This is a genomic window from Paenibacillus forsythiae T98 (assembly GCF_000520735.1).
In the GTDB taxonomy this organism is placed as follows: domain Bacteria; phylum Bacillota; class Bacilli; order Paenibacillales; family Paenibacillaceae; genus Paenibacillus_AQ; species Paenibacillus_AQ forsythiae.
Map to the genome: position 1 here is coordinate 1 of NZ_ASSC01000290.1, position 888 is coordinate 888.

1 protein-coding gene is annotated in these 888 nt (G+C 57.5%); it reads left to right on the plus strand.

All coding sequences use genetic code 11. The features are described from left to right. Nucleotides 1–888, plus strand: an 888-nt coding sequence (locus tag L692_RS0109600; RefSeq protein ID WP_025699352.1) for an ABC transporter substrate-binding protein, incomplete at both ends; no start/stop codon positions are given.

The following is an 888-nucleotide window of genomic DNA, read 5'->3' on the forward strand; positions in this document are numbered from 1 at the left end:
GCCGCTTCTCAGGCCACCAGTCCGGCGGAGCCTGCGCACAAGCTGACGCTTATGCTTGACTGGTATCCGAATGCCGTGCATTCCTTTTTGTACACCGCCCAGGAAAAGGGCTTCTTCGCCAAGCAAGGTCTGGATGTGGAAATTCAGATGCCGGCGGACACGAATGACGCGCTGAAGCTCGTCGCGGCCGGAAAGGTCGATCTGGCGCTGAGCTACCAGCCGCAGGTGCTGATGGCCCGGGGGGAGAAGATTCCCGTGAAGGCGCTGGCCTCGATTGTCCGTCACCCGCTGACTCATCTGATGGTTCCTGCGGACAGCTCCATACATACGCCGAAGGATTTGGCCGGCAAATCGGTGGGATACTCTTCCATTCCGCTCTATGAGGCCATGGTCAAGACGATGGTCAAGGCCGACGGCGGGGACCCGGAGAAGATTAATTTCGTCGATGTGGGCTATGACTTGATTCCGGCGATTTCCACCGGGCAGACCGATGCCATTATGGGCGGTTTCATCAACCATGAGCAGCTTATTTTGCAAAAAGAAGGCCATCCGGTAAACTCCATCGACCCGGCGAAATACGGCGTGCCGGATTATTCCGAGCTTGTGCTTGTTGCCAGCGACGAGGGAATAGGTCAGCATAAAGAGGATTTCGTCAAGTTTCTGGCTGCGATCCGGGAAGGCCAGGCGTATGTCAAAGCGCATCCGGAGGAGGCGCTCTCCATCCTGCTGGCGCATGAGGACGGAACCGCTCCGCTCGACAAGGAAATTGAGAAGCAGAGCCTGAATGTCCTGCTGCCGCTGATGGACGCGGGAGACAAGAATTTCGGAATTCAGGATGCCGACAGCTGGGATAAAGTGCGCCAGTGGCTGGCCGATAACGGGCTGCTG